Consider the following 25061-nt stretch of genomic DNA (forward strand, 5'->3'; position numbering starts at 1 on the left):
CCCCATTGCCACCGACCCCTAATTCCTTTTGCACACGCCGGAGTCATATGCGCGCGTCTCAGATGGGGGGCGTTTACAGGGGTTTTGCTGGTTTGGGAAGCTTTGTGTTTTAAGGCTTCGTTACAGCGGATCCGTTTGATACAACCGCACCTTCATTCCGCCATGATCGACGACCGGACCCGCCGGTTTGAATGGCAGCTTGGTCGCCTTTGCGAGGCTGGGTTCGGTCGTGATGATCCCAACACGCCAGCCCTTGAATTCTGTCATTAGGCGTTCCCCGAAGGACGCATATAGCCCGAATAGCGGCTTCTTGTTGCCGATGCGCCCGCCGTAGGGTGGGTTGGCGATGACGAGGCCTTTGTCGTCGCAGGGCGGCGTGATTTCGGAGATTGGTTTGACCGAGAACTTAGAAATATCGCTGACGCCTGCACGTTCAGCGTTGGCGTGGCTCATGGTGATGGCGCCTGCGTCGCGGTCAGATCCGTAGACGTTGAAAGCCGCTTCGCGCGTCGGGCTGCGCATGGTTTCGAATGCTTCAGGATCGAAATCTGGAAGCGATTGGAAAGCGAACGAACGCGCGCGGCCACTGTCAAAGCGCCGAGTAATTTCGGCGGCTTCGATCGGGAAGGTGCCAGAACCACACATCGGGTCATACAGGGGCTCTCTACCGTTGAATCCCGCGTCGCGCAGGAACAGGGACGCCATGGTTTCACGCATCGGCGCTTTGTTCACGGCTTCTTTGTGGCCGCGCTTATGAAGTGCTTCACCAGATGTATCGATAGAAAGCGAGACGATATCGCGGTCAATCCGCACACGAATGTTGAAGCTGTCTTCGGTTCCGGCTGGCGCGATGAAAAAACCTTGGGCAGCCAGTGCTTCTTCAACCCGTTGGGTTGCCGCGCCAGCATGATAGATTTTGGATTTGTTGCAGCTCGCCTCAACCGTGACCATTGCGCCGTCTAGCAGGGTTTCCGCCCACGGAAATTCGCTGGCGTGTTTTTCAAGTTGGGAAAGATAGATCGCGCGGAATTCACCGATGCGGGCGAGAACGCGATTGGCGCCGCGTAGTTGCAGGTTGGCGCGCCAGACTTCGGGCCACTCACCGCGCAGGGTCACGCCGCCGCCAATTACAGATGTGACTTTGAACCCTTTTTCGCGGGCTTCAGTTGCCAGCAAGTCTTGCAGTCCGGGTGCGGTGATGAGGAAAATGTCCATTGGTGAGAGCTATCCTGCTTGCGGGCAAAACAAAACCGCCCGAGCAATGCTTGGGCGGTTTCGAAAATCTTTGCGAGAACTTGATAGGGGGTGCACAATGCGAATTCTTGAGCGAATTCTCTGCCTGCGCGCTCCGTCAATTCTGCGAATTGTCGGTTTAGCGACGGATGCCGAGACGTTTGATCAGGTCCTGGTAACGGGCCTCATCTTTGCCTTTGGTGTAGTCCAGAAGCTTACGACGCAGAGCAACCATTTTCAAAAGGCCACGGCGACCGTGGTTGTCTTTTTTGTGAGTTTTGAAGTGCTCAGTCAGCGTTGTGATGCGGGATGTAAGGATAGCAACCTGTACTTCCGGCGAACCTGTGTCGCCTTCTTTGGTTGCGAATTCTTTCATCAAGCGTGCTTTTTCTTCAGCAGTAATCGACATCGGGGTCTCCTTGGCTAAAGGGTGAATGGCGCAAGCCGGGATGTCGTCCAGCAGGGCCCGTGGAGGGTGAACACCACCTATCAGATAGGGGGGTGATTGCGGGCGTATAGGTAGATTCCCCCGTTTAAGCAAAGGAAAAATACAAACGCTTCGGTAAGGTGTGTTTAGGACGCGATAAGCTGAACCGAGTTGATATCAAATGATGTCACGCCATAAAGCGAAGCCACAGGTGCGCCGTCCGCAAACAGCATCGTGCCGTCTGTAGTGGTTTGGGTGGTTAATTCGGGTGGAGTGCCGTCGAATTTTAGCACTAAAACATCATCGTCGGCGTAATCCATGATGGAGACCGTTCCGCTGTCGATCTCAAATCGGTCACGGTCTGCGCCGCCTGACATCACGTCACCGTCGTTACCGATCAACGTGTCGCGCCCCGCGCTGCCGTTGAGGTAGTCTTTTTCGGCGACGTCTTCGCCAGTCACGCCATCAATCACATCATCGCCTTCACTACCTTGAATGTTGTCATTCCCCGCACCGCCGATCAGCGTGTCATCGCCGTGCCCGCCCAGCAAAGTGTCATCGCCTGCGCCGCCATCAAGGGTATCAGCGCCGTCACCTGCTATGAGGGAGTCGTCGCCAGTTCCGCCTGTCATGTCGTCATCACCGATGTAACCGTAAACGAAGTCATCACCGTCATCGCCCGCAACATCGTCGTCGCCTGCACCGCCGTGAATATGGTCATCGCCGTCGTCGCCTTGCAACGTGTCATCCCCGCCGCGGCCATCAAGATAGTCGCCGCCTCCTTGTCCTTCGGCGAGGTCCGCGCCATCACCGCCAAAGAACTCGTCATAACCGTCGGTCGTTTCGGCGACGATACCGTCAGTTGGTTCTGTTGGATTGGACTTGGTTTCCGCGATGTCCAACAGATCAGTGTTTTGAAGGGTTTCATGGTCGGTGTTGTCTGGTTCGGGGGTGTCTGTTTGTTCGCCCCCAATCGGAATGCCGACCATTGCGGTTCCAGCGAGAGCGACGCCGAGGAGGCCCAGGATTGCAATCATATCAAAAGACCTTCTGTTGAAGCGACAGGTTCAAACAGACGCACCAGTTGCAACGACTCATGTTCGCGCTGCGGCATGTCTAAGGTCTTGGATACAGGCCAAGTCCCAAAAAATCCTCAAAACAAAAGCTAATTGGTTAACGCATTGTTGCGTTAGGGGGTAATCCAAGGCTCGGGTTGTTGGGTGTAGGTGATGTAGAGCGGGTGTTTCGGGTGGCCCGCTTTTGTCAGACCCAAATGCATGAGATTGGCACTCGTTTCACGCAAGAGCGTTGCGACGTCGGCGCCTCGGTTCAGGTGTTCGCCATGAGTGCCCCAAGCGCAGATTGTGACATCTGCCCATGCCACCCCGTCGCGGATTGTGGAGTCGTTTGCTTCGCCGATAGGCTCGGGCGCGGCGCGCATGTTGCGGGGGTCCGTGTCGCGCCACGCAAAGATGTTGGTCACGCGAAAGCCGCCATGCCCAAGCGCACGCGCACGACGCTCGCAGCGCTCAACGGTTGGGTCGTTTTGAACTTCGGTCGCGGTGGAGGGGTTGAGCATGACGAAATGCACTTTGGTTCCTGCGTCATCCCAAACCCGCGTCAGGGAATAACGGTACCTTTCACAGTCAGAGTAAACGGCTGTTGAGGGGGCATCGCCCTTGGTGTGTGTGCGCGTGATCATGGGGTGGTTATGCCGACGTCGCGTGAATTGTGCTAGAGTAGAGCAAACACGAAAGGACAGTTTATGAAACTCGGTGCATTTTCGATCAGCCTCGCGGTTAAAGATCTGCCCGCGTCTATGGCTTTCTACCAGGACCTAGGGTTCACGCATTTTGGCGGTTTGGTGGAGCATAATTTTGCGATCATGAAGAACGGGGACACGCTTGTCGGGCTGTTTCAGGGCATGTTTGAGAAGAACATGCTGACGTTTAATCCGGGCTGGGATCAATCAGCGGGTGAGGTGAACCCGTTTGACGACGTTCGCGATATCAAGGCCAAGGTGAAAGCTGCGGGGCATGAGGTGAGCCAAGATTTGGGCGAAGAAATTGGTGTCGGGTCGTTTGTGGTTATTGATCCTGATGGCAATCCGATCTTGATTGACCAGCACCGTTGACCGCCCAGTGAGGTTCGTTAGCGCACGAAAACCCGTGTTGGGTGGATTTCACCAGCTTTGAAGACACCAACGGCGATGGCTTGGCCATCATGTTCGGCCCAGCATTCATCGCCATATTCAACGTCGCCCATGACAAGCGCAGGGTTGCCGTTGCGCAGTTTGGCGATGCTGGATTCGGGGCAGTGCACGCGGGGGAGATCATCAAGGCCAGCCTCAAGCGGCAAGATCAGATGGTCAAGTGCTTCGGTTTTGGCGTGCTCGTCGAGTTGTTCGAGCGTGACGCCGTCTTTGGCGTCAAACGGGCCGGACCAGATGCGGCGCAGTTCGCGGACGTGGCCATGACAACCTAACGCCTCGCCCAGATCGCGGGCGATGGAGCGGACGTAGCCGCCTTTGCCGCAGGTCATTTCAAGGGTGACGTGGTCTTCATCAGGGCGGTCGATGAGCAGCAGTTCTTCGACCCAGAGCGGGCGGGCAGCGATTTCGAAATCTTCGCCGTCGCGAGCGCGCTTGTAGGCGCGTTGGCCGTCGATCTTCACGGCGGAAAACAGCGGCGGGACTTGCATGATGTCGCCAACGAACTGGCCGAGTTGGGCTTTGATTTCGTCGTCGGTGGGGCGTTTGTCGCTTTCGTCGGTGATTTCGCCTTCGGCGTCATCGGTGTTGGTTTTCTGACCTAGGCGCACGGTGAAGGTATAGGCCTTCAGCGCATCGGTGATGTAGGGAACGGTTTTTGTTGCCTCGCCCAAAGCCACGGCCAAAACACCGGTTGCTTCAGGGTCGAGGGTGCCAGCGTGGCCCGCCTTTTTTGCATCAAGCGCCCATTTGACTTTGTTCACGACAGATGTGGATGTGATTCCTGCAGGTTTGTCCACGACAAGCCAACCGTGAACGTCGCGTCCTTTGCGTTTGCGTGCCATGTGAAAAACTCCGAAGTCAGGTCAAGCGGGCGGGGTAGTCTGCCCGCCACCTGTCGTCAAGCGTAGCTACTGCGATGGCAGAACACCGATGATCGGGCCAAGTTGCCAGCCAAAGTCAGATCTGTTGTTTGCAGGGGCATGAAGGCGGCTGACTTTGCCATCAAAATAGAGCGCGTTGTCTGCGCCTATTACATCGCGAAATAGAGTGGCGAAATCATGAAAGTTCACCGGTTCATTTGAGATCGCGAACACGGCACGTGTTCCATCGTCAAAGGTACCGACACCGTTGCGGATATATTTGGATGTGCCGTTCGGAATGAAACGGGGATGCAAAGCACCGTCGATCACAAGCATTGGGCCAGATTGCGTTGCATCCGAGCAAAACGGCTCACGTGCGAGAAAATCTAGGGTTTCGAAAACCTTAAAGGTATCACCAATGCAGAAAACACCATTTGGAAGCAGGCCAAAATTTCCCGGCCCGTCGTTTGAAATCACGCGCATTTCTTCAACGAAATCTTCAACGTAGTGTCCAACCGGAGAGCGATCTTCGTGATACATACCAGCGTTCATAGCAAACAAAAGTGGCAGGTGCGTGTGGGCTTCAACAGCGCTAAAGCTGCCTAGAATGTCACCGTTGTCGTCACGCAAGAATAGCTGCAGGTCTTGGTCAAATCCGACGTCACAAATAGTGTAGGATGCGCCGAGATGGTCGACGTCTTCACATGTGACAGCTGCAGCGGGGGATGCCAGCAGCGCGAGTGCGGCCAGCCAGCGCATTATTCTTCCTCGGTGGATTCTGGTGCGGCTACGTCCTTGGCGACGCGGTCTTCAGCGAACATGGCGCGGGTTGCGTCCATGCGGTCATACATGTCGTCGATGCGAAAGCGCAGGTCCGGTGTCACTTTAAGCTTCACGTCCTTGGAAATCAGGTGCCGTAGCTCGCCTTTGTTGCGGGCCAAAGCTGCAATCGCGAGGTCTGCGTCTTTGCCACCAAGCGGCAGCACGAAGCAGGTCGCGATCGAAAGATCGGGTGTCATGCGCACTTCGCCCACGGTGATGGACATGCGTTGCAGATCGGGGTCGTGGACCTCACCGCGCTGCAAGAGTTGCGACATTGTGCGACGGATCAGTTCGCCAACGCGCAATTGCCGCGTTGAGGGACCGTCTTTACCTTGAAAACTGTTCTTTGCCATTCTGCCCATGTAAGGGGTGTGGAACGGCTTGCCAAGCACGCCAACGCCAATGTGAAAGAAGGAAACGACATGACGGATTTGCCAGGGATTGTGGTAACAGGTGGATCTGGCCGTATGGGTCAGATGTTGATTAATGCTGTGAAGGCGTCTGAAGCGTGCAAATTGGTCGGTGTGTTGGAACGTTCGGGTCATGATTGGATCGGTCAGGATGTTGGTGTCACCATGGGGGGCGCCGCGATAGGTGTAACCGTGAGCGATGATCCGGTTGAAACATTCGCAAAAGCCCAAGCGGTTATTGATTTTACGGCACCAGCCGCGACGATTGGCTTCGCTGAGTTGGCTGCGCAAGCGCGAGCGGTTCATGTGATTGGGACGACGGGGTTGACCGAAGATGACATCGCCCATTTGGATGCAGCGGCCCGTCACGCCGTGATTGTGCGCGCTGGGAACATGTCGCTTGGTGTTAATCTGTTGGCAAAGCTTACTAAAAAGGTTGCGGCGGCGCTGGATGAGGATTTTGATATCGAAATCACCGAAGCGCACCACCATCACAAGGTAGACGCGCCATCTGGTACGGCTTTGATGCTCGGCGAAGCTGCGGCTGAAGGGCGCGGTGTTTCCCTAAAGGATGTCAGTGATTCTGGCCGTGACGGGATTACGGGTGCGCGTCAGCGCGGTGACATCGGGTTTAGCGCAATTCGCGGCGGCGATATCGTTGGGGAACACGATGTACTGTTTGCTGCCGCTGGTGAACGCATCAAGCTGACCCATATTGCCACGGACCGTGCGATTTTTGCGCGGGGGGCTTTGAAGGCCGCACTTTGGGGGCAGGATAAAAAACCCGGCAGCTATGACATGTTTGACGTGTTGGGTTTAGGCGACTGAGCGGAATTAGGGGGATTTAGCCGCCAGATCAGAAATCGACGGCGATTCCCTTTTTCTCCCAATCGCCGAAACGCACTGGCTCTGGCCCGTCGCGGCCGCCTAGTTCGTCCGGCAAATCCAACGCTTTGGCTTTCTTTTTGCGTTCCTGCGCTTCTGCGAGGGCGCGTTTTGCTGCATCGGGCAGGTCTTTGTCGAGATCGCTCATGTCGGCTCCTTGCGGCGGTTAGTTGTGTGATATACCCCGCAGCGATCAATAGCCAAGGATAACAAATGTCGCAGCAACAGGGCCTCGGGCCACGCAGGGCCGCACTTTACATGCTCGATCAGGTCACCGGAGAAGGCAAATTGCTCCCCGAAGTGATCGGTGAGGGGGCGTTGCAGCACCTATCGCCGGAAGATCGTGCCCGCGCCCAGCGCCTAGCGACAGAGACATTGCGCGGCTTGGCGCGTGCGGATCGGATGCTTGCGCGGTTTTTGCAGAAGACACCGCCGTTGCAGGTGCGCAATGTGCTGCGCCTTTGTACAGTTGAATTGGCCGGTGGAGAAGCGGCGCATGGTGTTGTGAACGCCGGCGTTGAGATGGTGGCGCGCAACAAGCGCACATCGTCCATGAAGGGCTTGGTGAACGCGGTTTTGCGCAAGGTTGCTGCTGAAGGTCCGGAAGGTTGGGCCAAATTGGCGCTGCCACGCATGCCTGGTTGGTTGCGCAAGCCGCTTAAAGACGCATACGGCCCTGAGGTTATTGCCGCGATCGAAGCGGTTCAGTTTGCCGGTGCGCCGCTGGACATTTCCGTCAAAGGTGATGTGGAGGCCGCGAATGAAGCGCTAAAGGGCGAAATTTTGCCGACGGGGTCCATCCGGCTGCGCGATGCCGGCCAAGTGTCGGCTTTGCCCGGTTTTGAGGTTGGCGATTGGTGGGTGCAAGATGCCGCTGCCGCGATACCGGTGATGGTTCTTGATCCGCAAAAGGGTGAGAAAATCCTTGACCTGTGTGCCGCACCGGGCGGAAAGACGATGCAATTGGCTGCCGCTGGCGCGGATGTGACGGCTGTGGATTCCTCTGAGGGGCGTATGATCCGTGTGGGTGAGAACCTCAAACGCACAGGGTTGAGCGCCAAAACGGTTAAGTCGGACGCGTTTGCATTCACCGAAGATGGTTTCGATGCGATTTTGCTGGATGCGCCGTGTTCTGCGACGGGCACGATCCGCCGTCATCCAGATTTGCCCTACGCAAAAGATGGGTCCGAATTCGGGATGTTGATTGATCAGCAAGCACGGATGATTGACCACGCGCTAAGCCTGTTGAAACCGGGTGGGCGATTGGTGTTTTGCACCTGTTCACTGCTGCCTGATGAAGGTGAAGTGCAGGTCGAAGAGGCGCTTGAACGCCACAAGGGTCTGACAGTCGAACCAGCTGTGCTTGAGCGCGCGGGTATTGATGCTGCATGGCGTACTGAGGACGGCGGGCTGCGTTTGCGGCCTGATTATTGGGCTGACAAAGGCGGGATGGACGGCTTTTACATCGCGCAATTGCGAAAGCCCCAGTGACTTAGGGCGCGACCCAACGTATAAGTCCTTAACGCAAAGATGCTGAATAGCACGGGCGAGAGGCAAGACGACGTGGTCGACACAACTGACACCTATTCAAGACGCGTGCGTCTGATGAACCGGCTGCATGCGCGGCGTGCGGCGCGTTCGCGGCCCGCAACGGGCTTTCAATCTAATCCTGAACCCAAGATGATTGGCCATTATGCGCGTGGCCGTCAGCTGCTCGCGGGCAATTTTCTATTCTCTGGCCATCTGATCGAAGCCCCAAGTGTTAGCATTTGGGAAGCGGCTGAGCGCGTGGATACCTCAACGAATTCGGCGCATGGGTTTGAGTGGCTTGATGATTTGGCTGCGGTCGGGGACGTGAAGGCGCGCCAGACGGCACAAAGCTGGATGGTTGATTGGATTGAGCGTTACGGCCACGGGCGTGGGGCAGGCTGGACGCCGGACATTACGGGGCGCCGCCTGATCCGCTGGATCGCGCATGGTTTCTTCCTGCTGCGTGGTGCGGACAAAGAAACATCTGAAGCCTATTTTCGATCAGCCGCGCAACAGGCGATTTTTCTGTCGCGACGTTGGCATGTCGCACGCGCTGGGCTGCCACGGTTTGAGGCTTTGGCGGGCATGATCTACGCCGGTTTATCGCTGCAAGGCATGGAAGACCGCATTGAACCAGCGATTGCGGTTCTGAAGCGCGATTGCAAAAGCCAGATCGGGCCTGATGGTGGAATTCCATCACGCAATCCCGAAGAACTACTTCAAATACTAACCCTATTTACGTGGGTTGATTCAGCCTTGCGAGATGCAGAGCGTGAAGTTCCTCAATCGTTGACCGCCTCTATGGTGCGGATTGCGCCTGCGTTGCGAGCGATGCGCCATTCTGACGGCGGGTTGGCACGGTTTCATGGTGGCGGGCGAGGGTTGGATGGTTGGCTTGATCAGGCGCTGGCTTCAGTTGGCACCATGGAGCAACCTGACAACGGGTTGCACATGGGTTACGGGCGTTTGCACGCGGGGCGGACTAGCTTAATCGCTGATGTTGCGCCCCCTCCGGGTGGTGCGGCGGACGCCGAAGCGCATGCTTCGACCCTTGCATTTGAGCTTACGTCGGGACGGCGCCCGTTGATCGTGAATTGCGGATCGGGCAGCAGTTTTGGCCCTGAATGGCGCCGCGCTGGGCGGGCCACGCCGAGCCACTCAACGCTTTCGATTGAGGGCGTATCATCTTCGCGGATTGTGATTGGCAAAGATGGGGTGGAACGATTGAGCGTGGGCCCCAAGGATGTTCAGTCCGAGATTACAGCGCTTAAGGATGGCAGCCGCCTTGCGATGGCCCAAGACGGATATCGTGCATCACACGGTCTGACCCATGTCCGAACGCTGGACCTGAGCCAAGACGGGCGCGCATTGGCGGGTGAAGACCTGTTGACGATTCTCGACGAGGTAGACGAGCCTAGGTTTGATCGGGCGCTGGACGGCGAAAAGCTACAGGGCATCCCTTGGTCTGTGCGGTTTCACCTTCATCCTGAAGTTGATGCAGAGATTGATTTGGGAGGAGCCGCCATTTCGTTGACGCAAAAGTCTGGCGAAATCTGGGTGTTCCGCCATGACGGAGCCGGTGAATTGCGCCTTGTACCGTCAGTTTTTCTAGAAAATGGCCGCCTGCGCCCTCGTGCCACGCAACAGGTGGTTTTATCCGGGCGCGCAATGACATATGCGACCCGCATCCGCTGGTCCTTGTCCAAAGCGCAAGACACGCCAACTGCGTTGCGTGACGTACAAGAAACCGGGTCGGAACTGGATGATTGATTTGCCTGAGGGGGCCCACATGACTGACCTTCACCCTATTTCCCGTGCTTTGCTGTCTGTTTCTGACAAGACCGGACTAATTGAATTGGGAAAGGCGCTCGCGGCGCGCGGTGTTGAGCTGCTCTCGACGGGTGGAAGTGCCAAGGCGCTTCGTGATGCGGGGCTTGAGGTGCGCGATGTGGCGGATGTGACAGGCTTCCCTGAGATGATGGACGGGCGCGTAAAGACGCTGCACCCAGGTGTGCACGGCGGCCTTTTGGCGCTGCGTGACAACGATGAACACGTCGCAGCGATGGAGGAGCATAACATCAGTGCGATCGATTTGTTGGTCGTGAACCTGTATCCGTTTGAGGCTGCTTTGGCCCGTGGCGCTGAATATGACGAGATGATTGAAAACATCGACATCGGCGGCCCAGCGATGATCCGTGCGGCTGCGAAAAACCATTCCTTTGTGAACGTGCTTGTTGATGTTGAAGACTACGACGCACTGTTGGCTGAACTTGATGCCAACGACGGTGCGACATCTTTTGCGTTCCGCCAGACGTTGGCACAAACCGCGTATGCACGTACAGCGGCTTATGATGCGGCTGTCAGCACATGGATGGCTGGTGCGATTGGTGATGTTACGCCACGCCGCAAGGCAGTTGCAGGAACACTGGCGCAAACATTGCGCTACGGCGAAAACCCGCACCAAGCGGCGGCGTTTTACACCGATGGCTCCAACCGCCCCGGTGTAGCGACGGCGACTCAGCATCAGGGTAAGGAGTTGTCCTACAACAACATCAACGACACCGACGCGGCGTTCGAACTGGTCAGTGAATTTAGCGCGGCTGATGGCCCCGCTGTTGCGATCATCAAACATGCGAACCCATGTGGTGTTGCCAAAGGCGCGACATTGGCGGAGGCCTATCAGAAGGCATTTGAATGCGATCAGACGTCTGCGTTTGGCGGCATCATCGCGTTGAATGGTGAGCTGGACGCTCAGACTGCCGAAGCGATCACTGGCATCTTTACCGAAGTTGTTATTGCGCCGTCCGTTACGGATGAAGCCAAGGCGATGTTCGCTGCCAAGAAAAACCTGCGTTTGTTGACGACAGGTGGTTTGGCTGATCCGATGGCGGTTGCCGAAACCATTCGCCAAGTGTCCGGCGGATACCTGATGCAGAACAAGGATAACGGCCATATTGCGGCGGCTGATCTTAAGGTTGTGACCAAGGTTGCGCCGACGGACGAACAACTGGTCGATTTGCTGTTCGCTTGGAAAGTTGCCAAGCACGTTAAATCCAACGCAATAGTCTACGTCAAAGACGGCGCGACGGTTGGTGTTGGCGCTGGGCAAATGTCGCGCCTCGATTCTGCTTTGATTGCCGCGACAAAGGCGCAACGCATGGCGGATGCACTTGGGTTGTCTGAGAGCCTTGCCAAGGGTTCGGCTGTAGCGTCCGATGCGTTTTTCCCATTTGCCGATGGTTTGCTTGAAGCCGCGGCGGCGGGTGCGTCTTGTGTGATCCAACCGGGTGGGTCTATGCGGGATGACGAAGTGATTGCGGCCGCTGATGAGGCAGGGCTCGCGATGGTGTTTACGGGTATGCGCCATTTTCGGCACTAACAATTCGTTGAAAGGGCCACGTTGATGCGGCTGACATTTTGGACAGGGTTTTGGATTTTCTTGCTCGATCAAGCGACGAAGTATATCGTGCTTTACCTGGTGAATCTTCCGACCCAACCGAACCAAACCTATGATGTTTTTGCGCCGTTCCTGACGTTGCGCATGGCATGGAACCGTGGTGTGAATTTCGGGCTGTTTGCTGATTTTGACATGCGTTGGGTGCTAATCGGGGTCGCTTTGGTGATTTCCGGCTTTGTGATTTGGTGGATCCGTCGCGAAAAGAACATCGGGCGTTGGGCCTATATCAGCGCTGGTTTGTTGGTTGGCGGCGCACTGGGCAACGTGGTTGATCGCGTTATTCACGGGGCCGTTGCGGATTTCATCAACATGTCTTGTTGCGGGATCAATAACCCGTATGCGTTCAATATCGCTGATATTTCGATCTTTGCGGGGGCGATCGGGCTTGTGTTGTTCACCGATGGCGGTGACAAAAAGAAGACTGCGTGACGCGCGGCGAGGATTACGCTAAAACGCGGTAGGGAAGACGTGAGGGTAGAATGAAACTGATTTTATGTTTCGGAATGATTGCGATGCTGGCCGCCTGTGCGGGGGGTGATCGTGGCCTGCGTGATTTACGCGCTAATGGCGGTGGTCCGGATGAATTTCGCGTTTTGCCGATGCAGCCGCTGACCTTGCCAACCGACATCACAAATCTGCCGACGCCCACCCCTGGTGGTGCAAACCTGACTGATCCGCGCCCGAATGCTGATGCTGTCGCGGTGCTTGGCGGTAATCCAAACGCATTGAACCCGAACGGTATTCCGGCGCGCGATGGTGCGTTGGTGACTGCGGCTGGGCGCAATGGTGTTGATCCTGCTATCCGCCAAACACTTGCGTCTGAGGATGCAGCATTTCGCAATCGCCAAACCCGTTTCGGGATTTTGCGTGGGCGGGATCGCTATTTCAGCGCCTACGCACGCCAAGCGCTTGATGCTTACGCAGAGCTGCAGCGGTTCCGTGATGCGGGCATTGCAACGCCATCTGCACCACCACAATAGCTAAAACTGCCTCACATCCGCGTATGGCCCCTTGAAGCTTGCCCAATGCGGCGTAGGTTCTCTCTAGATATTTGCGGAGTAATTTAATGCGCCTATTAGCTGCGGCCCTTGCCGTGTTTGCCACAACGACCCTCGCCGAAGAGGTCACGACCTATCAGCTTGATAACGGGATGGATGTTGTGGTCATCGAAGACCACCGTGCGCCGGTTGTGGTGCATATGCTGTGGTATCGCGCGGGGTCTGCGGATGAACCTGTGGGTAGCTCAGGCGTGGCGCATTACCTTGAACATCTGCTGTTCAAGGCGACCGAGAGCGTTGATTCTGGCGAATTCCAACGGATTGTCGCGGAAAATGGCGGTTCTGATAACGCGTTTACCAGCTACGATTATACTGGCTACTTCCAACGCGTCGCCGCCGACCGTTTGCCGCTTATGATGCAGTACGAGGCTGACCGGATGAACAATCTGGTTCTGACCGAAGAAGACATCGTAACTGAACGCGGTGTGATTTTGGAAGAGCGCAACCAACGCACTGAAAACTCCCCCAGTGCGTTGGCGCGTGAACAAATGCGCGCGGCGCAGTTCCTGAACCACCGTTACGGTGTGCCGATCATCGGTTGGAAGCACGAGATGGAAACGCTGGATATGGAGGACGCGTTGTCGTTCTACGATATCTACTATTCCCCCAATAACGCGATCCTCGTGGTGGCCGGTGACGTGCAGCCCGAAGAAGTTCTAGCGCTGGCGCAGGAACATTACGGCCCGCTTCCTGTTGAACCGAACCTACCTGAGCGTTTTCGTACTCAAGAGCCACCACAAACCGCAGAACGCCGTCTGATTTTTGAAGACCCACGCGTTGCGCAGCCCTACATCAGCCGCACCTACATTGCGCCTGAACGGGACGCGGGTGCGCAGGAAGAGGCCGCCGCGCTGACCTATTTGGCGGAACTTCTGGGCGGGTCACCCTTTACATCGGCCCTTGGGATCGCGTTGCAGTTTGACACGAACACGGCTGTTTATTCGGGTGCGTATTATGACGGGCTGAACCTTGATGATGGGACATTCGGTATGACGGTGGTGCCAGCAGAAGGCGTGACCTTGCAGGAAGCAGAGAACGCGATGGATGCTGCCGTGGCGGCATTTCTTGAAGACGGCATCGATCCTGAGCGCATGGAAGCCCTGCGCACGCAGTTGAAAGCTGGCGAGATATACGCCCGCGACAATGTGGGTGGATTGGCGCGTCGTTACGGGGCGGCGCTCACCTCCGGCCTTACAGTTGAGGACGTTCAAGCATGGCCTGATATCCTTCAGGCGGTCACCGCCGAAGACGTACTTGCCGCCGCTGAACGTGTGCTAGATCGTGACCAATCCGTTACAGGCTGGATTGTTCCAAGCCGGGAGATTCTCCAATGATCCGCTATATTTTCGCAGCCTTTTTGACGCTTTCCGCTGCCAGTGCCCATGCGCAAATGGAAATTCAGGAAGTGACATCCCCCGGTGGCATTGATGCTTGGCTGGTGCAGGAAGAATCGATTCCGTTTATTGCGCTTGAGATCATCATTGATGGCGGTGCATCGCTGGACATGCCGGGAAAACGCGGCGCCACGAACCTGATGATGGCGCTTCTGGAAGAAGGTTCGGGAGATCTGACTGCGCGTGAGTTTCAAGCAAAGCTTGAGGGTATCGCGGCCTCATTCGGGTTTAGCGCTTATGACGATTCCATTTCAATTTCTGCGACTTTCTTGACGGAAAACCGCGATGAAGCCATTGCGTTGTTGCGTGGAGCGTTGATCGATCCGCGCTTTGACGAAGACGCGGTTGAAAGGGTGCGTGCGCAGGTGCAATCGATCCTGCGTTCAGACGCCCAAGACCCTGACAGCATTGCCAATGCAACGTTTGATGCGGCTGCGTTTGGCGATCATCCCTATGGCTCGTCGCTTGATGGTACTGTGGAAACTGTCGCGGCGCTGACCCAAGCAGACCTGTTTGAAGCGCACCGCAATGCGCTGGTGCAGTCCCGCATTTATGTGGGCGCAGCGGGTGATATTTCCGCCGAAGACCTTGGCGCATTGATGGATGATTTGCTGGGTAATTTACCCGTGGATGGTCCTGAACTGCCGCCGCGTGTTGAGTTTGGTTTGGATGGCGGCATGACCGTCGTGCCGTTCGACACGCCGCAATCGGTCGCGCTGTTTGGTCATGCGGGTATTGAACGGGATGACGACGATTTTTTCGCTGCCTATTTGCTGAACGAAATCCTTGGTGGGCGCGGTGTTGAAAGCCGTCTTATGCACGAAGTCCGCGAAAAGCGTGGGCTGACTTATGGTATTTCTACCTATCTCGTGCCCAAAACTGCGACCGAGGTTTACCTGGGCTCCGTTGCGTCTGCGAATGCGACGATGGCTGAGGTGGTTGATGTTGTGCGTGCCGAATGGGAGCTGATGGCGACTGAGGGTGTGAGCGCTGAGGAGTTGGAGCAGGCGAAGACCTACCTGACGGGCGCTTATCCGTTGCGGTTTGATGGCAATGCCGAAATCGCGGGTATCCTCGCGTCGATGCAATGGGTTGATTTGACGCCGGAATACATCGTTCACCGCAATGATTTCGTGAATGCGGTGACGTTGGACGACATCAACCGCGTTGCGGCTGAGTTGTTGAACCCCGAGGGTTTGCATTTCGTTGTTGTCGGCCAGCCTGATGGTTTGGAAAGCAGCGATTAACTATCAATAAGCCTGTCAGAATCGCTTAATGGCGTGCTACTTATAGCGGTATGTCTGCACCTGACCCCAACATAGGCGAATCTCGGCCGGTTATTCGCCAGCTCGATGATGCCGCGATCAACCGTATCGCGGCCGGTGAGGTTGTGGAACGCCCTGCGTCCGCTGTGAAAGAACTTGTCGAAAACGCGCTTGATGCGAGGGCCACGCGGATTGAAATTTCTATAGCTGATGGTGGCAAAACCCTGATCCGCGTAACGGACAATGGGGTGGGGATGACAGCGGATGATCTGCCGCTTGCGCTATCGCGGCATGCGACGTCCAAGATCGATGGGACTGATCTACTGAACATCCACAGTTTCGGGTTTCGTGGCGAGGCATTGCCGTCCCTTGGCGCGGTTGGCCGATTGACGATACGAAGTCGAACTGCCGACGGGGAAGGTGCCGAGGTTACCGTTGCAGGTGGTAAACATGGTGCTGTGCGCCCCGCCGCCCTGACGGTTGGAACCGTCGTTGAGCTGCGTGATCTATTTTACGCCACGCCTGCGCGTCTGAAGTTCCTGCGCACAGATCGCGCAGAGATGCAGGCGATCAATGATGTGATTAAACGCCTCGCGATGGCGGAACCGTTTGTGACGTTTATTCTGACGGATGTGTCCCAAGGGAAGTCCCGTGTCACGTTTCGCGCGGATGCTGAAACTGGTGACATGTTTGAAGGGCTGCATGCCCGTTTGCGCAGCGTTCTGGGCAAGGATTTTGCCGACAATGCCCTGCCGATTGATGTGGTGCGCGAAGATGTGCATTTGACGGGATACGCGGCATTGCCGACCTATTCGCGTGGATCAGCCGTGCAGCAGTTCCTGTATGTGAATGGCCGACCGGTGCGAGACAAAGTTCTGATTGGCGCTTTGCGCGGGGCGTATATGGATACGCTGAGCCGTGATCGCCACCCAGCCGCCTGTCTGTTCATCGACCTTGACCCTACGCGCGTTGATGTGAACGTTCATCCGGCAAAATCCGAGGTGCGATTTCGCGACCCCGGCGTAGTGCGCGGCCTGATTGTGAGTGGTTTACGCGCTGCGTTGGCCGATGCTGGGCACCGTGCGTCGACGACAGTTGCGAACGCGACTTTGGGGGCGATGCAGCTAGAGCAACCCGCTGGTCGCGTCTATCAAATGGACCGCCCGATTGGGGGTAGTGGCCCTGCGTATCGCCCGCCTGAACGCACAACAGGTTTTGCGGAAATGGCGCCGGATATGTCTGGGCGCGTGGATGTGATTGAGGAAACGCCGAGTGCCGATGAACGCCCGCTGGGTGCTGCACGTGCGCAGGTGCACGAGAACTACATCATTGCGCAAACCGAAAACGGGATAGTCATTGTTGATGGGCACGCTGCCCATGAGCGATTGGTTTACGAAAAGCTCAAAACGCAGATGGCAGAAAACGGGGTCGCGGCGCAGGCGCTTTTGATACCCGAGATTATTGAAATGTCGGACGGGGATGCCGCGCAATTATTGTCCGTCGCCGATGATTTGTCGCGTTTCGGGCTGACGATTGAACCCTTTGGCGGTGGCGCAATTGCCGTGCGTGAAACGCCTGCCATTTTGGGGGAAGTAAACGCAGAGGCCATGCTACGCGATATTTTGGATGAATTGAGCGACCAAGGGTCAAGCACGTTGGTGCAAGAAAAGCTGGAAGCGATTCTAAGCCGCGTAGCCTGCCACGGATCTATCCGCACGGGTCGTGTGATGCGCGGCGAGGAGATGAACGCCTTGTTGCGCGAAATGGAGTCAACGCCTCGATCCGGGCAATGCAACCACGGGCGGCCGACCTATGTTGAACTTAAATTGACTGATATCGAGCGACTGTTCGGACGCACATAGCAAAGCAACGCTAAATGCCTATTGAGACACTGCAACTTGGGCGGTACCGTACCTGCAACTGGGGAACATATTATGCGAACTCTTTTAGCAGTGATCTGCCCGTTGGCCCTTACGGCCTGCATGAACGTTGATTGGGCAACGACCCGTGCTGCGGTCGAAAACGTGAATCTTCTGGATGAAACGCGACGCGCCGTTGATGTTGCCTACCGCGATCTGCCGTTTGATACGGGCCGCGTTTATGTTGTCGCCAATGAGCATGGTGATTTGCACACCTATTCGCTGACGCCTTGTCGGGGTGGTACGCATATTTGTGGTGGAACCGGACGCGTTGGCCATCTTGAGCGGACGCCGGATTATTTTGTAGTGACGGGCGCGTATCGCGATCGCACATTTTATTTGTCGCCCGGTGGCGATGGTTATCTGACTTGGCGAGGAGTGGATCGTGATCTTGCGTGGAATTAAACAAACGGCGCTAGTGGCGTTGATGGGAACGGTGTTGTCTGGCTGTCTGGCTGAATTGCCGGGTGGTGAAACGGGGCCGTTTGCACCCGGAAACACCCTGACGTTTTACTATCAATCGGTTCTAACCGACCCACCGGAGCAAGCGGTCATCGTGTCATGTGGCAATGATCTGTTTCCGAAATCCTGCGTTCGTCTTTCCAATGGTGCGACGTTTGAATTGCAGTCGACGGAAACCGGCGTTTCGTATGGAAACGAAGAATTACAGATGGTTTTGCAGCTGGACCCGGGAAATGTTCCGTCGGGCCTCGGCCAGGTGAACAACCTGACATCGGGTGACGTAACCGGTATGCGCTGGATTTCCTTGCCGTCCTAAGCACCGTCTACTGACAGTTAAAAAAGGCGCTTTCAGGTCTTCTGGGGCGCCTTTTTTGTATTTGCTTGGGCAGCAAGGATTGGCCTGTTCGTGCGTGTTTCGGTTAGGGGCGCTTTGTCCTAGATCAACGTCGGCGTAACATGAACCTGCCAATGTCTATCCGGTAACAAGGAGGACCAAAGATGAAAATCAATGCTGATAAGGTCGCCGAGGTTATTATCCTTGCACGCGACATGGCTCGAAATCGTGGTCAGTTTGATAGCTTTATCTCAGGCTTAAGAGATGAGGAGAAAGCGAGCCTCGTGGCGATTATGTGGATCGGGCGGGATAGTTTTGATGCCGCTGAATGGGACGAGGCGTTTGAAACCGCGTTAGGTGAGGCGACAACGCCAACGCAAGACTACTTGCGCGGGTCGCCGCATTTAGCTGACCACCTTGAGAACGGGCTTGATGCGCTCGGGATATCTGCATCGTCCGAAGAAGACGAACTTTACTGATGCTAATCTATAGATGAGTGCGGAAGGTTTCTTGCGCTCGTCCCCAAACACCTTTGTCGAGCTCATCTAACTGCATCAGGTGCGGCAACAATTGGCGTGCAAAATCGTCGGTGCTTTCGGCTGGTAATAAGGATGGCAAGTTATCAATCGCCATCACATCCAGCGGCGGCGCGTCATGTGCGCGTAGGGTTGGGACGTCCCACGTGGTTGTTTGCCCATAGACCTTAATCGGGGAGAACGCGCTTTCAGGATCACAGGCGATGTCGCCAATCACAGAAAGCTCGCGTTTTGCGTCGCCAGCATCTGCCTCCACAAACACCGGTGCGCCTTCGTGGGCTAGGATGCAGTTGAGCAGGATGTCGTTTCGTAAAACTTCAGGGAATGGCCCACCATGCGCTGTTTCAGCCATGTCCCAGCCTGTTTGTGTCATGCCAACGGCCTTACACAAATCGGTCGCCCCACTTCCGACACGGCCCAATGCGCCGATGATCAACGCGGACGGTGCTTTGTCGATCGTCGCGCGCACTTGGCTTGCCATATCTTGGGCTGAGGCGAAGGCATCCACGGCTTGCAGCAGCTCACCACGTTGCTGATGGCCCCATGCCATAACGGAAAGCGCGGCACCTGCGTAGCCTGCCCAATACCCGAATGCGGCCACGCGGCGACCGGTGTCATCCACGAGGTATTCCAGATCTAGGAGGGTTCCGCCGCCTGTTTTGAAGCGGTCCAACAATACGCGACCTGATGCTTGGCCCTTATAGGCGTGGCCGAACATGATGTGTCGGTGGCGCAAAGGTGTTCCGTCTTCTGGGAGTTCTTTCAGCCCAAGAATGATCGCGCCATCGGGTGCATCTACCCAAGACCCAACAGGAACGATCTCGCATCCAACGGCGCGGTATTCGTCCGTTGGGATGCAGCGTTCCGGAGCGTCTTCAACAACGACACGCCAGCCCTTTTCAACCATTTGCGCGGCACCCTTTGGCACCATCGGTGCACGGGCTTCGTTCTCGCGTGGTTCGCTTCGCATCCAGATCAGCATGGCGTCGCTCCTTAGATTAATGTGTCGCTCGGTAGTCTGCCTGAAGTTCTCTCAAACGTTCAATGGCTTCGGCGCGGGTGTTGCGAATGTTGGGGCGTGCTGCTTTCGCCTCATATCGCATTCGTTTGTCGGCTTCGGTCTCCGAACCTAGAGCGTAACGAACGGACCCCATCGAATAGGTGTCGTTGAAACTTTCCGATCGCATAGAAAACTGAACCCAAGCAGGGGATTGAATGCGCGTGCCTTCATAGTTGAAGACAATCCACCATTTCAGGCGTGTGGCGCGGATAGCTTCTTCGGTCCAGTTGTGGACATCGTTGACGTCGCGCGAGTGTTCAAAACTCATCCCGCTGAGGTCGATTTCTAGGATGTTTGCATCGTGATCAAAGTGCAGCCTGCGCAGGAATTCAGCCTTGTGGAAATTCGGGTGATGCGCGGTATGGGTGCGGCGCTTGGAGGGTAAGGACTTTAGATACTCCATCGCCTTTTCGCGAGACCCGAACAGAGACGGGTTTTCGCGATCCGTCCCTTTGTCGCGGGCGATTTGTTTTAGTGTTGCTTCGTCCGCGTCATAGCGCACGGTTTTCATGGAATGCGCTTCGTTCAAATCCTGCCCGCGGCGGGTGAAGGCGAACCAAGCGTCCCCATCAATGCGGTAGCCTTCGGTGTTCACCATCAAGAACCACAGTGCTTCGCCGGTTTCATTGATATGGGTTTCGATGCAGTCGTAAAATGCGTTCACGTCGGCGGTCGTGTGAAAATACAGACCTGTAAAAATGATCTCAATAACCTGCGGGCCTTCATGGGTGATGAAGCGGGATGAAAGCGCGTCTGCGGAAAAGTCGGCGGAAAAACTCATGTTCGGAACCAATGGCTTGCGTGTTGGATCGGGATGATGAAACTGGGTGCAAATTATGCCAGTAATGAAGGCGTATAGGTATAATAGAGCAAAACAACGAGCCACTGTAATGTGGCAGATTGAACATTAACGACATTGCTTGGAAAACACCTTCAGGCGGCAATACTTGTGGCGATTCCGATCGCAAGTCATGGGCGTTCCTTAGGCGTCGATATTGAATAGCAGCACATAAAACCCTTCATATGTGTTAGCTTCTATTTGAAAGGACACTCGATGTTCCAGACTTCTATACGCTGTCTTTTGATGACGACAGTTCTTGCGCTGCCAATGTCCGGTATGGCGCAGGATGCCGCGCTTATCCTTGGGAATGAACGCTACGAACAGCTGGACCGCGTGAACCGTGCAGATGACCTTTTGGGTGCGATTAGCCGCCTTGAGGCATTGGGTTTTGAAGTTGCCAGTCGTGCCAACGGGCGTGTTGATGCCGTCAAAGATCTTGCTTCGGCGTTTCAGGCGCAAGCAGATGGTGCGGATCGTCTGGTTGTCGCGTTGTCTGGGCACTTTGTGACCGATGGAACGCGCACGTGGTTGTTGACGGCCGAGGCGACTGAGCCGGATTTGTTTTCGGTGGATGATGCGGCTTTGTCCCTTGATAGCGTGCTGCGCATTCTTGGATCTCGTCCGGGTAAGGCCGTTTTGCTGATGGGCGCTGCTGATCCTGATGATCTTGATATGGACGGCAGCGGGATGCGTGCAGGTGTGGGGGACATGGATGTCCCGCAAGGTGTGACTGTTTTGCGAACAACGCCGTCCATCGCGGCGTCCACTTTGTCGGGTCTTTTGACAGAACCTGAGGCGACGATAGGTCTGCAATTGGCAACTAACCCGTCAATATTTACTAGCGGCTACTTGCCTGCGGATTGGGTTTTGATGCCCAGCGAAGTCATCGTTGAAACCCCTGACCTGACAGTCAGCGGCCCAAGTGAGGCGGATTTGAACGCCGAAGCAGCACTGTGGGATCGCACGACGGCAGAGGACAGTGTTCAGGCGTACCGCAATTATGTGGCGCAGTATCCGACGGGTCGGTTTGTGAATGACGCTGAAACCCAGATCGAAGCGATCTTGGCGGAACCCAACCGTTCTGCACGGTTGAGCGAAGAGGCCTTAAACCTGAGCCGCGCAGCGCGTCGTGAAATACAGTCAAATCTTACGTTGTTGAACTATAACACGCGTGGCGTTGATGGTATTTTTGGGCCCGGATCACGCGGGGCTATTTTGAACTGGCAACAGTCCAACGGGTTCCCGCAGTCGTCCTATCTGACACGCGACCAGATCAACCTTTTGGACGCGCAGGCGTCACGTCGCCAAGCAGAAATTGAAGCTGAGGAAGCCCGCATACGTGCACAGGCAGAAGCGCGGGATCGCAGCTACTGGACTGAAACGGGTGGTGTTGGTGATGAGGCCGGTTATCGTGCGTATCTCGCGCGTTTCCCTGAAGGTTTGTTCGCCAATATTGCACAAGCGCGATTGGACGAAATCGAGAACCGTCGCCGTACTTCCGCCGAAGCGCAGGACCGTGCAGCGTGGTCCATTGCTGACAGCATCGACAGTGTCGCCGGGTATCAGGAATATCTTGCGGCGTATCCGAGGGGGGTGTTTGCAGGTCAAGCCAACGCACGCATCGCCGAAATGAATGCACCGCAAGTTTCGAACGCTGAGATCGCGCGCGCACGGGCGGAAGAAGGTAATCTGCGTTTGTCGGGTGTGCGGGCGCAATTGCTTGAGCTGCGGTTGCGGGATTTGGGTCTTAACCCTGGTCGTTTGGACGGGGTGATTGATGAAAATACACGCCGCGCTATCGCTGAATATCAAGAATCGCAAAGCCTAACACCGACTGGATATGTGGATCAGGCAACGGCGGTTGGTTTGATGACAGGGTCCATCAGCATCACGGTTCCCGGCCGATAAGCCAAATAAAAACCCGCCCCAACAAGTGTTGGAGCGGGTCAATTTTTTAGACGTAGTCTATTTTACGGACGCGCTGGAACGTAGCGTTCGAACACCATGCGGATGAAGCCCTGTGTTTGATCGTCCAGTTGGCGTACCGCGACAAGGTACGTTCCGGGCTGAACACGAACAGTAAGAAGCGAGTCCAATGAGCCGCCAGCGTCATCGTTGTATCCGACCTGACGGCCAAGATCATCGTACATCGCGAGAACAGGATCACCGTTTCCTTGGGCAATGGCTTCAACCAAGACGAGGCCTCCCTCCGAGACATCGAACGAATACCATATGGCATCGCCGCTAACGTTTACGTCTTCGCGCAAACGTGTTTGTAATTCACCCAGCGCGTCAACCGGGTGACTTCCATCCAATGGTGGGCTTGCTTCGCCTCGGTCATAGAGGTTCATCAAGACTTCTTGTGCGTCGTATTCTTTGGCGGTCACGGTGATTGGCACGTTCTCGTCGCCGTAAAGATTCACTGCGATGCAGTACTCACCAGCAGGCAGCGGTTCGGACATATCAATGCGGCTGTTCAAACCGTCAAAGTCGTCGTTCTCAGCAAGCCAATTTCCTGACGAATCAAACAGAGTCAGGATTGGGTCAGCATCTGGGTTTTCGGCCGTGACTGATACAGATGTCGGGCCATCCAACCGCAGCGAATAAATGTTTTGCACGGACCAGTTGTTCGCGACGGGTTCACCCAGCGTAATTGGCTGCGCCATGCTCAGGTTACATTCACCTGCAACGCTGTTGTCTTGCTGTTCAACGAAACCTTCTGTCAGCGCCTCTTGATCCATACGGGATGCACGAACGAAGCCAGTAATTGGTGATCCATCAAAACTGCGCATTGACACGCAGTAGGTTCCGGCAGCGAGGAAGGTTTCGGCGCGGCTGGCTGCGTTCCCTCCGCTATCGTCATCGGATGCGACGATCACGCCCTCGGCGTTGCGCACATCCAGAACAGTATCTCCACCGCCGCGTCCTTGGGCTTCGATACGGTAGTCGCCGGGTTCCGACACGGTGAACAAGCCGACGTATTCGTTGCGCATAAGAACAAGGGCCATTTGTTCTATGTAGTTTGGGGCGGTCGAGATGTCAGAAGCGACTTCCTCTCCACCGAGCCACTGTGCGTTTTCACCGATGCCGCCACATAGGTTGGCGTCTTGCGCCAGGGCCGGCAAAGCGGCCAGCGCGAAGGCGCTCGTTGCAAGTGCGGTTGAAATTGGTCGGATCATGTCGAATACCTCATTGCTGTTACTTTCCCGCAACGTAAGCGGCGAAATCGCAGGTGGCTAGGGGATAGATTGCCATAGGCGGGAAAGGTCAGGGAATCCTGACCAGCCAACTACAATTTGGCCAATGCCAATTCTTCTGCTTCCAATGCACCTTCGATATAGCCCCCAAATTGAGGAGCGGCTTCGGTTCCTCCAAACAAAAGCGCGTTGTCCCAAAGGGCCGTCATCACCGATGGAAGCGCATAATGCAGATGGCTGGAAACCGGTACCAAATCGGCGAGGGTAGAGGTGAAGGGGTCAAACGCCCAGTCCTTTACATGGATTGCCATCGGATTCGCTGCACGCAGTCCGAACAATCGGACGAGTTGTGCAAGAAGGTGATGCGTAAAGCCTGCGTGTCCTGGCGGTGTTGGTGTGGGACCCCGCATAACTTGGCCATTATGGGGTGTTTTTTGACCACTCCGCACAGATCAAATGACCACCGGCCTTTTTGAGGTTGGTCGTTTTTTATTGTTTTCAGCGGGTTACTGGATTCGCGACTTTCTTCAGTTCATCATGTAAGTGCCATAGGCGCCTCGCTGTCGCGGGCTTGCTTTGCTCGCTTGTTTGTTCCCTAAGTGTTCCACAGGTTCCGGAACCTTTCATATCTATCAGCCCGACATCCATTGATCGTCGGACGGCCGCGCTGGGTTATCCCCGCGCTATGAAAGGACGCCGACTTGACCCAATCTCAATCCAAGATCCCGTTTCACGATCTAACCTTCTACGATGACCTGCCCAAGCTGCGGGATGTGGAAGCGCGGTTGAAGGCCTTTTTGAAGACTACCCGCGAGCGGGTTCAGCCTATTGAGATAGAAGCAGGTCGCATGGCGGATGAAGACAGGTTGTATTCGTATGACATGCGTCGAATCAAAATCCGTTCGGTGCGATATCTTGAGCGACTGCATTCCTCCACAGGCATGTATGATTTGGCCGAAGAAAACCGTGTCTGCCTCACACCCCTGAAAGGCGGGTTGGGTCTCTTAGCGCTTGGTGTCTGCGTTCACTTCGGCGGTTAGCGAAACCAACTGCTCGTCAAATCTTGAAGAACTCCAAGACTACGAAGGATTTATGCGTCGAAACCTAAGACTCCTGTTCGCCACGCTCTCCACACGAAATCCGAGGTTAAACACCCCCA

General features: G+C 55.8%; 27 protein-coding genes. 15 read left to right on the forward strand and 12 right to left on the reverse strand.

Going from position 1 to position 25061, the window contains the following annotated elements; all coding sequences use genetic code 11:
- Positions 1 to 120 precede the first annotated feature (120 nt).
- From OCA8868_RS13110 to OCA8868_RS13125, 4 genes are all read right to left on the reverse strand, one after another.
- A complete protein-coding gene (locus OCA8868_RS13110) occupies positions 121 to 1215 on the reverse strand; it encodes a THUMP domain-containing class I SAM-dependent RNA methyltransferase (protein ID WP_093997033.1) in 1095 nt (364 codons plus the stop codon).
- Between the two features lie 157 nt (positions 1216 to 1372).
- On the reverse strand, positions 1373 to 1642 hold the full coding sequence (gene rpsO / locus OCA8868_RS13115) for a 30S ribosomal protein S15 (protein WP_073145673.1): 270 nt from the start codon (positions 1640 to 1642) through the stop codon (positions 1373 to 1375).
- 164 nt (positions 1643 to 1806) lie between these two features.
- A complete protein-coding gene (locus OCA8868_RS13120) occupies positions 1807 to 2697 on the reverse strand; it encodes a calcium-binding protein (RefSeq protein ID WP_093997034.1) in 891 nt (296 codons plus the stop codon).
- A gap of 152 nt (positions 2698 to 2849) precedes the next feature.
- Positions 2850 to 3362 carry a DUF1643 domain-containing protein gene (locus tag OCA8868_RS13125; protein WP_093997035.1) on the reverse strand — a complete coding sequence of 171 codons (513 nt, stop codon included), beginning with the start codon at positions 3360 to 3362 and terminating at the stop codon, positions 2850 to 2852.
- A 63-nt stretch (positions 3363 to 3425) separates the two neighbouring features.
- Between OCA8868_RS13125 and OCA8868_RS13130 the strand changes: the two genes are divergently transcribed.
- Positions 3426 to 3794 (forward strand): VOC family protein, encoded by a 369-nt coding sequence (locus OCA8868_RS13130; RefSeq protein WP_093997036.1) that lies wholly within the window; start codon positions 3426 to 3428, stop codon positions 3792 to 3794.
- Positions 3795 to 3811: 17 nt separating this feature from the next.
- Here OCA8868_RS13130 and truB read toward each other — a convergent pair whose 3' ends face one another.
- From truB to rbfA, 3 genes are all read right to left on the reverse strand, one after another.
- Entirely contained in the window at positions 3812 to 4714 is a 903-nt protein-coding gene (gene truB / locus OCA8868_RS13135; RefSeq protein WP_093997037.1) for a tRNA pseudouridine(55) synthase TruB, read from the reverse strand.
- Positions 4715 to 4780: 66 nt separating this feature from the next.
- Positions 4781 to 5491, reverse strand: a complete 711-nt coding sequence (locus OCA8868_RS13140; protein ID WP_093997038.1) for a phosphodiester glycosidase family protein — start codon at positions 5489 to 5491, stop codon at positions 4781 to 4783.
- Positions 5491 to 5907 (reverse strand): 30S ribosome-binding factor RbfA, encoded by a 417-nt coding sequence (gene rbfA / locus OCA8868_RS13145; RefSeq protein ID WP_093997039.1) that lies wholly within the window; start codon positions 5905 to 5907, stop codon positions 5491 to 5493. The genes OCA8868_RS13140 and rbfA overlap by 1 nt, the downstream gene beginning before the upstream one ends.
- A 69-nt stretch (positions 5908 to 5976) precedes the next feature.
- On the opposite strand from rbfA, the gene dapB reads away from it, so the two are divergent.
- The gene (gene dapB, locus OCA8868_RS13150) at positions 5977 to 6792 is read left to right on the forward strand and encodes a 4-hydroxy-tetrahydrodipicolinate reductase (protein ID WP_093997221.1); all 816 of its coding nucleotides are present in this window, start codon (positions 5977 to 5979) and stop codon (positions 6790 to 6792) included.
- 28 nt (positions 6793 to 6820) lie between these two features.
- On the opposite strand, the gene OCA8868_RS13155 is transcribed toward dapB, so the two are convergent.
- Complete coding sequence (locus tag OCA8868_RS13155) at positions 6821 to 6997, reverse strand: DUF1674 domain-containing protein (protein ID WP_093997040.1); 177 nt, start codon at positions 6995 to 6997, stop codon at positions 6821 to 6823.
- A 65-nt stretch (positions 6998 to 7062) separates the two neighbouring features.
- Here OCA8868_RS13155 and OCA8868_RS13160 point away from each other — a divergent pair, with 65 nt between their 5' ends.
- The 11 genes from OCA8868_RS13160 to OCA8868_RS13210 all read left to right on the forward strand — a co-directional run bounded on the left by OCA8868_RS13160 (position 7063) and on the right by OCA8868_RS13210 (position 18747).
- A complete protein-coding gene (locus tag OCA8868_RS13160) occupies positions 7063 to 8340 on the forward strand; it encodes an RsmB/NOP family class I SAM-dependent RNA methyltransferase (protein ID WP_093997041.1) in 1278 nt (425 codons plus the stop codon).
- 39 nt (positions 8341 to 8379) lie between these two features.
- Complete coding sequence (locus OCA8868_RS13165; protein WP_093997042.1) at positions 8380 to 10149, forward strand: heparinase II/III family protein; 1770 nt, start codon at positions 8380 to 8382, stop codon at positions 10147 to 10149.
- A gap of 19 nt (positions 10150 to 10168) precedes the next feature.
- Positions 10169 to 11758, forward strand: coding sequence for a bifunctional phosphoribosylaminoimidazolecarboxamide formyltransferase/IMP cyclohydrolase (gene purH, locus OCA8868_RS13170; RefSeq protein WP_093997222.1), 1590 nt, complete (start codon positions 10169 to 10171; stop codon positions 11756 to 11758).
- 24 nt (positions 11759 to 11782) lie between these two features.
- Positions 11783 to 12265, forward strand: coding sequence for a signal peptidase II (gene lspA, locus OCA8868_RS13175; RefSeq protein ID WP_093997043.1), 483 nt, complete (start codon positions 11783 to 11785; stop codon positions 12263 to 12265).
- A gap of 50 nt (positions 12266 to 12315) precedes the next feature.
- Positions 12316 to 12816: a DUF3035 domain-containing protein gene (locus tag OCA8868_RS13180; protein WP_093997044.1), complete on the forward strand. Its 501-nt coding sequence runs from the start codon at positions 12316 to 12318 to the stop codon at positions 12814 to 12816.
- Positions 12817 to 12902: 86 nt separating this feature from the next.
- On the forward strand, positions 12903 to 14228 hold the full coding sequence (locus tag OCA8868_RS13185; protein ID WP_093997045.1) for a M16 family metallopeptidase: 1326 nt from the start codon (positions 12903 to 12905) through the stop codon (positions 14226 to 14228).
- The gene (locus tag OCA8868_RS13190; RefSeq protein ID WP_093997046.1) at positions 14225 to 15535 is read left to right on the forward strand and encodes a M16 family metallopeptidase; all 1311 of its coding nucleotides are present in this window, start codon (positions 14225 to 14227) and stop codon (positions 15533 to 15535) included. Before OCA8868_RS13185 ends, OCA8868_RS13190 begins: the two co-directional genes overlap by 4 nt.
- 50 nt (positions 15536 to 15585) lie before the next feature.
- Complete coding sequence (mutL, locus tag OCA8868_RS13195) at positions 15586 to 17415, forward strand: DNA mismatch repair endonuclease MutL (RefSeq protein WP_093997047.1); 1830 nt, start codon at positions 15586 to 15588, stop codon at positions 17413 to 17415.
- Positions 17416 to 17487: 72 nt separating this feature from the next.
- Entirely contained in the window at positions 17488 to 17877 is a 390-nt protein-coding gene (locus OCA8868_RS13200) for a hypothetical protein (protein WP_245848243.1), read from the forward strand.
- Complete coding sequence (locus OCA8868_RS13205) at positions 17858 to 18250, forward strand: hypothetical protein (RefSeq protein WP_245848244.1); 393 nt, start codon at positions 17858 to 17860, stop codon at positions 18248 to 18250. The genes OCA8868_RS13200 and OCA8868_RS13205 overlap by 20 nt, the downstream gene beginning before the upstream one ends.
- A gap of 182 nt (positions 18251 to 18432) precedes the next feature.
- Positions 18433 to 18747 (forward strand): DUF3775 domain-containing protein, encoded by a 315-nt coding sequence (locus OCA8868_RS13210; RefSeq protein WP_093997048.1) that lies wholly within the window; start codon positions 18433 to 18435, stop codon positions 18745 to 18747.
- Between the two features lie 7 nt (positions 18748 to 18754).
- Here OCA8868_RS13210 and OCA8868_RS13215 read toward each other — a convergent pair whose 3' ends face one another.
- Both OCA8868_RS13215 and OCA8868_RS13220 read right to left on the reverse strand, forming a co-directional pair.
- Positions 18755 to 19786 (reverse strand): saccharopine dehydrogenase, encoded by a 1032-nt coding sequence (locus tag OCA8868_RS13215; protein ID WP_093997049.1) that lies wholly within the window; start codon positions 19784 to 19786, stop codon positions 18755 to 18757.
- Positions 19787 to 19802: 16 nt separating this feature from the next.
- Positions 19803 to 20645, reverse strand: a complete 843-nt coding sequence (locus OCA8868_RS13220) for a hypothetical protein (protein ID WP_093997050.1) — start codon at positions 20643 to 20645, stop codon at positions 19803 to 19805.
- A 273-nt stretch (positions 20646 to 20918) separates the two neighbouring features.
- Between OCA8868_RS13220 and OCA8868_RS13225 the strand changes: the two genes are divergently transcribed.
- On the forward strand, positions 20919 to 22613 hold the full coding sequence (locus OCA8868_RS13225) for a peptidoglycan-binding domain-containing protein (protein ID WP_093997051.1): 1695 nt from the start codon (positions 20919 to 20921) through the stop codon (positions 22611 to 22613).
- A 62-nt stretch (positions 22614 to 22675) separates the two neighbouring features.
- Here OCA8868_RS13225 and OCA8868_RS13230 read toward each other — a convergent pair whose 3' ends face one another.
- Positions 22676 to 23884 carry a DVUA0089 family protein gene (locus tag OCA8868_RS13230; protein WP_093997052.1) on the reverse strand — a complete coding sequence of 403 codons (1209 nt, stop codon included), beginning with the start codon at positions 23882 to 23884 and terminating at the stop codon, positions 22676 to 22678.
- Positions 23885 to 23994: 110 nt separating this feature from the next.
- On the reverse strand, positions 23995 to 24213 hold the full coding sequence (locus OCA8868_RS13235) for a hypothetical protein (protein WP_143849629.1): 219 nt from the start codon (positions 24211 to 24213) through the stop codon (positions 23995 to 23997).
- Positions 24214 to 24603: 390 nt separating this feature from the next.
- On the opposite strand from OCA8868_RS13235, the gene OCA8868_RS13240 reads away from it, so the two are divergent.
- Positions 24604 to 24942, forward strand: a complete 339-nt coding sequence (locus OCA8868_RS13240) for a hypothetical protein (RefSeq protein WP_093997054.1) — start codon at positions 24604 to 24606, stop codon at positions 24940 to 24942.
- The last annotated feature ends 119 nt before the right edge of the window (positions 24943 to 25061 follow it).

This window comes from Octadecabacter ascidiaceicola (assembly GCF_900185015.1).
In the GTDB taxonomy this organism is placed as follows: Bacteria; Pseudomonadota; Alphaproteobacteria; order Rhodobacterales; family Rhodobacteraceae; genus Octadecabacter; species Octadecabacter ascidiaceicola.